This window comes from Singulisphaera chitinilytica (assembly GCF_049331405.1).
Lineage (GTDB): Bacteria > Planctomycetota > Planctomycetia > Isosphaerales > Isosphaeraceae > PoT.
Map to the genome: position 1 here is coordinate 2,186,267 of NZ_CP186274.1, position 7,530 is coordinate 2,193,796.

At 63.2% G+C, this 7,530-nt stretch carries 5 protein-coding genes; 2 read left to right on the forward strand and 3 right to left on the reverse strand.

From position 1 onward, the window contains the following. Positions 1-155: 155 nt before the first annotated feature. Positions 156-1,478 carry an FAD-dependent oxidoreductase gene (locus tag ACOYYX_RS08870; protein ID WP_422929574.1) on the forward strand — a complete coding sequence of 441 codons (1,323 nt, stop codon included), beginning with the start codon at positions 156-158 and terminating at the stop codon, positions 1,476-1,478. Between the two features lie 75 nt (positions 1,479-1,553). Here the strand turns inward: ACOYYX_RS08870 and ACOYYX_RS08875 are convergent, their stop codons facing one another. Next, positions 1,554-2,282, reverse strand: coding sequence for a 3-keto-disaccharide hydrolase (locus tag ACOYYX_RS08875; RefSeq protein WP_422929575.1), 729 nt, complete (start codon positions 2,280-2,282; stop codon positions 1,554-1,556). 719 nt (positions 2,283-3,001) lie between these two features. Between ACOYYX_RS08875 and ACOYYX_RS08880 the strand changes: the two genes are divergently transcribed. Further along, positions 3,002-5,002, forward strand: coding sequence for a hypothetical protein (locus ACOYYX_RS08880; RefSeq protein ID WP_422929576.1), 2,001 nt, complete (start codon positions 3,002-3,004; stop codon positions 5,000-5,002). A 45-nt stretch (positions 5,003-5,047) separates the two neighbouring features. On the opposite strand, the gene ACOYYX_RS08885 is transcribed toward ACOYYX_RS08880, so the two are convergent. Then, on the reverse strand, positions 5,048-5,494 hold the full coding sequence (locus ACOYYX_RS08885; RefSeq protein ID WP_422929577.1) for a hypothetical protein: 447 nt from the start codon (positions 5,492-5,494) through the stop codon (positions 5,048-5,050). Between the two features lie 636 nt (positions 5,495-6,130). Beyond that, on the reverse strand, positions 6,131-7,492 hold the full coding sequence (locus tag ACOYYX_RS08890) for a reverse transcriptase family protein (protein WP_422929578.1): 1,362 nt from the start codon (positions 7,490-7,492) through the stop codon (positions 6,131-6,133). Between the last annotated feature and the right edge of the window lie 38 nt (positions 7,493-7,530).

Consider the following 7,530-nt stretch of genomic DNA (forward strand, 5'->3'; position numbering starts at 1 on the left):
CAACAGGGACGTTGACCTGAAGCCCGGCCCCGAAGGACGAAACCTGGCCCCAAGCGTGCCCTTGAAAGGTACCAGGTGAAGCTCCCTCGGGCAAGCCGCGCCGCGGGCCGGGCGCGTCCGGATGCCCCGTAACTCGAAGAGCAGGAGCTTCGCCCATGTCCATTTCGAGGAAGTCGCCACACGTCTTGATCGTGGGAGGGGGGATCGGTGGGCTCTGCCTGGCGCAGGCACTCAGGAAGTCGGGAGTGAGCACCGCAGTATTCGAACGCGATCGCAGCCGGACCGACAGGCTCCAGGGCTATCGGATCCATATCGACCCGCAAGGCAGCCAGGCCCTCCACGAGTGCTTGCCCGACACCCTGTTCAAAACCTTCGACGCCACCTGCGGCGGTGCGAGTCACGCATTCAACTATGTGACCGAGAACCTCGAACCGCTCCTACGGCTCGACCTCTCGGCCGCGAACGAGGCAACGGATCCGATCGCCAGGCATCGGTCGCTGAGCCGGATCACGCTGCGTCGCATTCTGCTCGAAGGGCTCGACGACGCCGTCCATTTCGACAAGCGGTTCTCCCGCTATGAGACCTCGCCCGACGGTCGCGTGGTCGCCTACTTCGACGACGGGACCGCCGCCGCGGGGGACCTGCTCATCGGCGCAGATGGCGGAAATTCTCAGGTCCGCAAGCAACTCTTGCCGCGCGCCGAGCGACGGGACACGGGGATCGTTGGGGTCGCCGGAAAGGTACCCCTGACCCCCGAAACGCGAGAGTGGATCCCCCGGCCGCTCCTGGAAGGCCCAATGTTCGTGAAGGCCCCGCACGGCCGTGCCATGTTCTCGGCTCCCCTCATCTATCCGGGCGCCGAGCGGGCAGCGATCCGTGAGTTCTTCGGCGACGAAGCCTTGCCCGCAGGGCCCGAGGGCTCGCTCTGGGACAACCTCAGCGACTACGTATTCTGGTCCTTCTCCACCCGCAATGAGTCGTTTCCACCGGGCCGCAGGCCGGGGGAGGTCCAGGGGGAAGACCTCCGTGCCGAAGTCCTGGAGATGGTCGCCGCCTGGCACCCCAACCTCCGTCGCCTGATTCGCGAAGCGGTCCCCGATACCATTCTATCACTGCCCATCCGGACCTCGGTGCGGGTCGAGCCCTGGGAGTCGAGCCGCGTCACGCTCCTCGGCGACGCGATCCACAGCATGACTCCCTATCGCGGGATCGGCGCCAATATCGCGCTCCGCGACGCCGCCTTGCTCGGCCGCAATCTGGCCGCCGCGCATCGAGGTGAGATCCCGATGGAACGGGCCGTCCACGAGTACGAAGCGCAAATGCTCGACTACGGCTTCGAAGCCGTGGAGAGTTCACTCAGGGCGATGGAGCAGGTCCATGCCGAGGGCGTCTTCGCCGAGGCCGTCGGCAAGACCGTACTCAGGGCCATCAACGCGGTGCCTATGCTCAAGCGTCGGATGCTCCGCAGCCCGACATAAGTAACGAGGCCGGGGCCCATCTGTCATAGGCCCCGGCCTCGTCATAATCCGGCGAGAGTTCTGGGACGGGGAGGATCAGTCGTCTTCCTTCTTGGTGGTCTCGGCGACCTCGGCGGGCGTCAGTTTCCGCACGGTGATCTTGCGGATCGCCGAGGATGCCTCCCAGGTGGCGAAGCCGAGTGGCTGATTCGAGCGCGTCTCGAGCCGGGTGCTGACCGGGCGATGCTTGTAATTGACCGCGACCACCTGGCGGTCGTCGATCCAGCAACGGATCGTGTCGGCCGTCACGCGGACGCGGAAGCGATACCACGTCTTATTTTGATACTTGATATAGAGACTCGTATCATTCTCCGAGGCGTCCGCGCCGTTGAGGCACGACAGCCCGGTGACGCTGCCCCCCCAGCCTCCGTTGACGAAGGTGATGAACGCGTCCTGGACGGGGAAGGTGGCCGCGGCGAAGAAGTCGCTGCCGGTGAGGCGCTGGGCCTCGTACGTCAACTCGAAATCGACCTTCGGCAGGTCCGTCCGGGTGATCGTGACGCCGGACATGGGCTTGCCAGGGGCGATGAGGATCGCCCCATCATCGACCTGCACGGCCCCGGCCTTGAAGAAGTCGGTCTTCTTCCAGCCGTCGAGCGACTTGCCGTCGAAAAGGGCGATCGCCTCCGGCGGCTTCTCCGCCTTGCCCTCTCCCTCTGAGCCTGCTCCGGCGAGCAGGCCGACGAAGGAGGCGGCCAATAGGGGGGCGAAGACCTTGCGATCCCGGCGAATATTCGGCGCAGAGACGATTCGCGACACAAACATCGTGAACGGGTCCTGGATGAGTCGAGGTAGGGGTCGGCTCGATTCCCTCGGGGAATCCGCGGCCGACCTCACGTTCCGTTATCGAGTCGAGAGGCCCAAAAGGCAAGGACTTCCCGCCGGGGAACGCAAGGACCGGAAAGCCATTTGCGCGGATCCTCGCGTTCCCGAACTCGATCGATGCAGACCCAAAACGACTTGGACATACCACACCCGATCGAAGGCTCAGATCGAAATCTTCACGAGCTTTTCCGGCCAGGCGGCCTCATTGTTGCTGGTCAAGAGTATGATTCCGGCGCCGATCCCATCCATAAGATCTGGATCACACAACACCGAGGTCGAATTCGCATTATCTTGATTCGATCGGCTACGGCCCTGGAATTCTCGACGGAATACTCGGGCACGTTCGCGGTTCGTCCGGAGTGACCTCGGGATCGATCCTCCTGCCGTCCTGCTAGAATTAGCGGGGCGATCGTCCTCATACGCCTTCGCAAGAAGTAGCCCACCGGAAGCACAATGTTGCTTCTCCGAATCAAGGAAGTCGGGATGATGCGCCTCGACGCTGGCCAACAGGCACCAACTTGACCTAGAGATACTGAAGTGTTCGTCGTCCCCTGCGCGAATGATCTGACCACGCCATCGGCCCCCGGCCGAGGCTTGACGACGCGATCGCGGAGGGCGAAACGATCGGGCCTCACGGTTCCACCTCGAGGACTTCCCCCATGCGACGCATCAGGAGCTTTCGCCTCGCCAGGACCATTCTCGCCGTCGACGTGCTGGAAACGCGCGAGCTGTTGGCGGTCAACCTCGTGATCGACTATTCGCTCGACAAGGGAAATTACTTCAACACGGCCACCAAGCGCGACCTCCTCCAGAACACGCTCAACGCGATCGTCTCGCGATTCGGCGACACGCTCGCCGCAACGCCCTCGATCACCACGTCAATCCCTTACGGCGACTCGAATACGTCGCAGACGGTCACCACTTCGACCCCGGCGAATACGCTCAAAATCTATGCCTTCGGCGCCCCCCTGAGCGGCGGGGCGGTCGGAACCGGTGGCCCGGTCTTCAGCTCGACGGCTCCGTATCGAGGGCAGGGGGCGAACGACTTCGCGCCCGACTTCTCGTACATCATGTTCGACAACGACGGGAGCACGAACTGGTTCTACGGCGCGACCACGTCGGGGCTGACGAGCAACCAGACCGACTTTGTCTCGGTTGCCCGGCATGAGTTCCTGCATTCGATCGGCCTGGTCGAGCAGCCCACTTTCACCCGCCTCGTGGCCAACGACCAGTTCACCGGCCCCGCCGCGAAGGCGGCGAACGGCGGGCAGAACGTCCAGCTCAACGCCGACGGTGTCCATATCGCGGGGAACAACGACGTCTTCAGCGCGGTGACGCTCCAGGGTACCCGTCACGACCTCACCGCGGTCGAATACGGCATGCTCGATGACATCGGCTGGGACGTGCGGCCGAGCGCGGTGGCTAACACAAGCGGCCCTCAAGTCGGGGTGTACCTCCCCACGTCCGACGTCTTCGCGATTGCCCAGTTGAACACGAACCCGGCCCCGGGTGTTCCGCTGGTCGGCCAGTCGGTCTTCAATTACGGCTTCCACGTCGGCGGGGTCTCGTCCATCCCGCTGACGGGGGACTTCAACGGCGACGGAATCCTCGACGCGGGGATCTACGTCCCGTCGCGCGACCTCTTCGCCCTCAACTTCCTGAGCGCGAGCGGAACCTCGATCGGCCAGAACGTCTTCAGCTACGGCTTCCACACCGGGGGCGTCTTCTCGATCCCCGTCGTCGGGGACTTCAACGGCGACGGCACTTCGGACGTGGGGATCTATCTCCCGAGCCGAGACATGTTCGCACTTGCGTTCGTTAATCCGAATCCGACGGCGAGTACCCCGATCACGGGCCAGAACGTCTTCAATTATGGCGCCCATCCCGCCGGGACCTTCAACGTACCGATCACCGGGGATTTCAACGGCGACGGCACCACGGACGTCGGCATTTATTTGCCGGTCTCCGACCTCTTCGCGCTCGCCTTCCTCAACCCGTCGCCGACGCCCACCACCCAGCTCAAGGGGCAGAGCGTCTTCGCCTACGGCGGCCACGTGCCGGGGGTCTTCTCCGTCCCCGTGACGGGCGACTTCAACGGCGACGGCCAGGACGACGTGGGGATCTATGCCCCGGCGTCCGACCTCTTCGCGCTCGCCTTCCTCAACGCCAAGACGTCGCCGGGTTCGCCACTCATCGGCCAGAACGTCTATCCTTACGGCGGCCACGCGCCCGGCGTCTTCTCGATCCCCGTCACGGGCGACTTCAATGACGACGGGGTCGACGACGTCGGCATCTACGCCCCCGTCTCCGACCTCTTCGCCCTGGCCTACCTGAACCCGAAGCCGACCGCGACTTCCAAGTTCACCGGCCAGAACGTCTTCACTTACGGATTCCACACCGGCGGCGTCTTCTCGACCCCGATCTCATCGGGATCGGGCACATCCGCCGCGTCCGGCGGAACGATCCAGGGTGCATCCCTGGCCGGCGACGTTGCCTCGGCAACGAGTTCGGTCGTTGCCCAGGCAATTCCAGCCCCCTCCACCTCGTCGACTATCAGCTCCCAGGCCGCGTCGTTCGTCGGGATGTCTCTCTCCGACGTACACGACCTCGTCCTCGACTGGTTCGGCCGAGAACCTCGCACCCGCCGCCGGGCGATCTGACTACGAAAGGGCGAGGCGGTTTCGTCTGCGAGACCGCCTCGCCCCTCAGATTACGACATGCCTCCGTGGCGAGTCATCGCGGGCCATGAACACGACGCCGATGCCGCCATCCCAGGAAGCTGAGCCCCGCCGCAAAGACACCATGGCCGAGGGCTCGGGGATTTTCACCGAGAGGGCCTCGGCTTGAATGTCCTTCTCGCGAGTCGTGATGTTCCCCCAACCATCGGTCGGGATCACGAGCAAGAGGCTGGTGCCCAAGAATTTCAAGTCGGCCAGGGGGATCGGAAAATCGTAGTTCTTGATGGTGTTCCCCGGGAGGGAAGGTCCGCCGCCCAACGAGACCGAGTCGATGCTCGCAGACAGGCCGTTGGGATTCGTGAGAGAGAGGCTGCCGTTCAGTTTCCCTTGAATGAGGATGCTATGAATCGTCGCCGTCGCCGGGTCGCCCGGCGATCCGCCAGGAGTGATCTGGTCAAGGTCGGGAGTCCGCATCTCGATGATGAAAGGCAGTTCATTGAACGTCGAAGGCGGTCCCGCCGGCGGAGCATCGACACTGAAGGTCCCAAGCGAGAACGGGGTGTCCGCAACGAACGTGCCCGAAGTTCCCTCGAATTGGATCAGCGACGGATTTTCAGAAGGGTCATAAGGGCCGATCTGCCCCGAAGCCTCATATCGGATGGGCTCCGACTTCGCCTCGTTGACTAGCCCAACTTCAGTGCCTATAGCGAGAATTAATCCAAGGGCATGACAACGAGGCATCTGCGATAGTGAGAATCGCATCGGTGGCCATCCATGTCAGAAACGTTGTATTTAGGGACCTCCTAAAATCCTCGATGTGACAGGATAGCGGCACTGATCACTGATCAATTCAGTAAATAGTTGTCCGTCGTTCAACGAAAAAATTCGGACTCAACAACCGACTGGCTTTGCACTAGATGTTTGATTTGTCTAGACTTGCTAAACTTTAAAATACTCGATTCCAGGTAGGAACAAGCACCCTCAGAAGTTGATCCGCCAGTCGGAATCAATCCTACAAATTCACCATAATACCAATCATGACAAAACAATTCGTCTCCATGCGGTCGTAGATCTGGCATCCTGGCGAATCGTCGGCCGTCAGAAACGTGTTCAAGAAATGCCCGGCTCTGATGCTTCGGGCCCATCAACGGTGGTCCCTGGTGTGACGGCTTCGCGGCCATCGAGCCGATCCAGCTCGGCGAGGTACCTGGCGCCGACGACTGGGTCGGCCATGTGGATGTAGGCGGCCCAGCCGATGAGGTTCGAGAGGGATTCGCCCTCGGGAGAGGGCTTGCCCTGGAGCCGGTTGTGGATCGCGGCGCGGAGGCGTCGCTTGAAGTCGCGAGGAACGCGAGGAGGAGCATTGCCGTTGACGACGAGGCCGGTGATGCGCTGACAGCCTCCGCTCCGAGAGACGGCGGTCTTGTCCGGATGAACCTTGAAGCCTTCGCCCTCGACGATGCGACGGATCGAGCCGAGGAGCTTGCCGACATTGGGCGGCCCGGAGTGGCCGACGGGGAGGCTAAAGGTGAGGTCGTCAGCATATCGCGTGTAGCGCCAGCCCAACTTTCGCGCCAGACCCGCGAGGCGTCGGTCCATCCTCAGGCCAAGGGTGTTTGTCAATGCGGGGCTCGTCGGTGCTCCTTGCGGCAGGCAGCGCGGGCCGAGGGCGACGAAGAAGGTCTTGCCGTCGTGCTGGACAACCTCGCGCGGAGATTCGGTGCAGAGCAGGGCGAGGAGCGTGGCGACCTCCTCGCGATAGCCGGCCTTGCGGAAGACCCCCTTGACCCTCGGCAGGGTGACGGTTGGGAAGAAGTCCTTGATGTCAACCTTCACGACGAGGTCCGGGTTCTTGTGCGCCGCGGCATTGGTGTACGTCGAGCGACCGGCGAGGAACCCGTGGACGGAGCCGTGGACGAGCAGCTTCTCGACGATGTTCCGCAAGATCCAGCGTTGGGCCTCTTTCAGCTTCGGCATCGGGGCCCAGATCGCCCGCTCCGAGCCGTCACGCTTGGGGATCGTGAACCGGGCGTAGTGGATCATCGAGGCCACGTCGCGGTGATACGTCAGCCAGCGCAGCTCGGCCACGGTCATGCCGAGGGCCTCGGCGAGTTGCCCGACGGAGCCGAGCGGCGGCAGCTCATTCTCGGCGGCGCGGGCCTCGGCCTCGGGCAGGTCCCACTTGTCGGGGCCTCGCCCATCGGCCCAGAAGACCCCTTCTCCGAGGTGGACAATATGCGTGGCCTTGTGGGCCTCCCAGGCCTTGCGGCTCAGCTTGCGGCGCTCGTCGGCCTCGGCCTTCAATGACTTCTTGTACGCGTCCTTCTCGCGATCGGACATCTTGTCCACGTCGCGGCGCTGGACAACGAACCCACGCTCGACGAGCTGGGCCTGGACATAGGGTTGAACGCCGCCCGCTTGCTCCACGGCGCGCCAGAGGTCGATCAGGTCGGATTGCCGAATTCGAGCCATGCAAGACACCCCGTAAATCAACCCGTCCGTCCATCCAT

Excerpts from the sequence above, each read along its gene's own strand:
- ACOYYX_RS08870 (WP_422929574.1), top strand. The coding sequence starts at position 156 with ATGTCCATTTCGAGGAAGTCGCCACACGTCTTGATCGTGGGAGGGGGG.
- ACOYYX_RS08875 (WP_422929575.1), bottom strand. The coding sequence starts at position 2,282 with ATGTTTGTGTCGCGAATCGTCTCTGCGCCGAATATTCGCCGGGATCGC.
- ACOYYX_RS08880 (WP_422929576.1), top strand. The coding sequence starts at position 3,002 with ATGCGACGCATCAGGAGCTTTCGCCTCGCCAGGACCATTCTCGCCGTC.
- ACOYYX_RS08885 (WP_422929577.1), bottom strand. The coding sequence starts at position 5,494 with ATGCGGACTCCCGACCTTGACCAGATCACTCCTGGCGGATCGCCGGGC.
- ACOYYX_RS08890 (WP_422929578.1), bottom strand. The coding sequence starts at position 7,492 with ATGGCTCGAATTCGGCAATCCGACCTGATCGACCTCTGGCGCGCCGTG.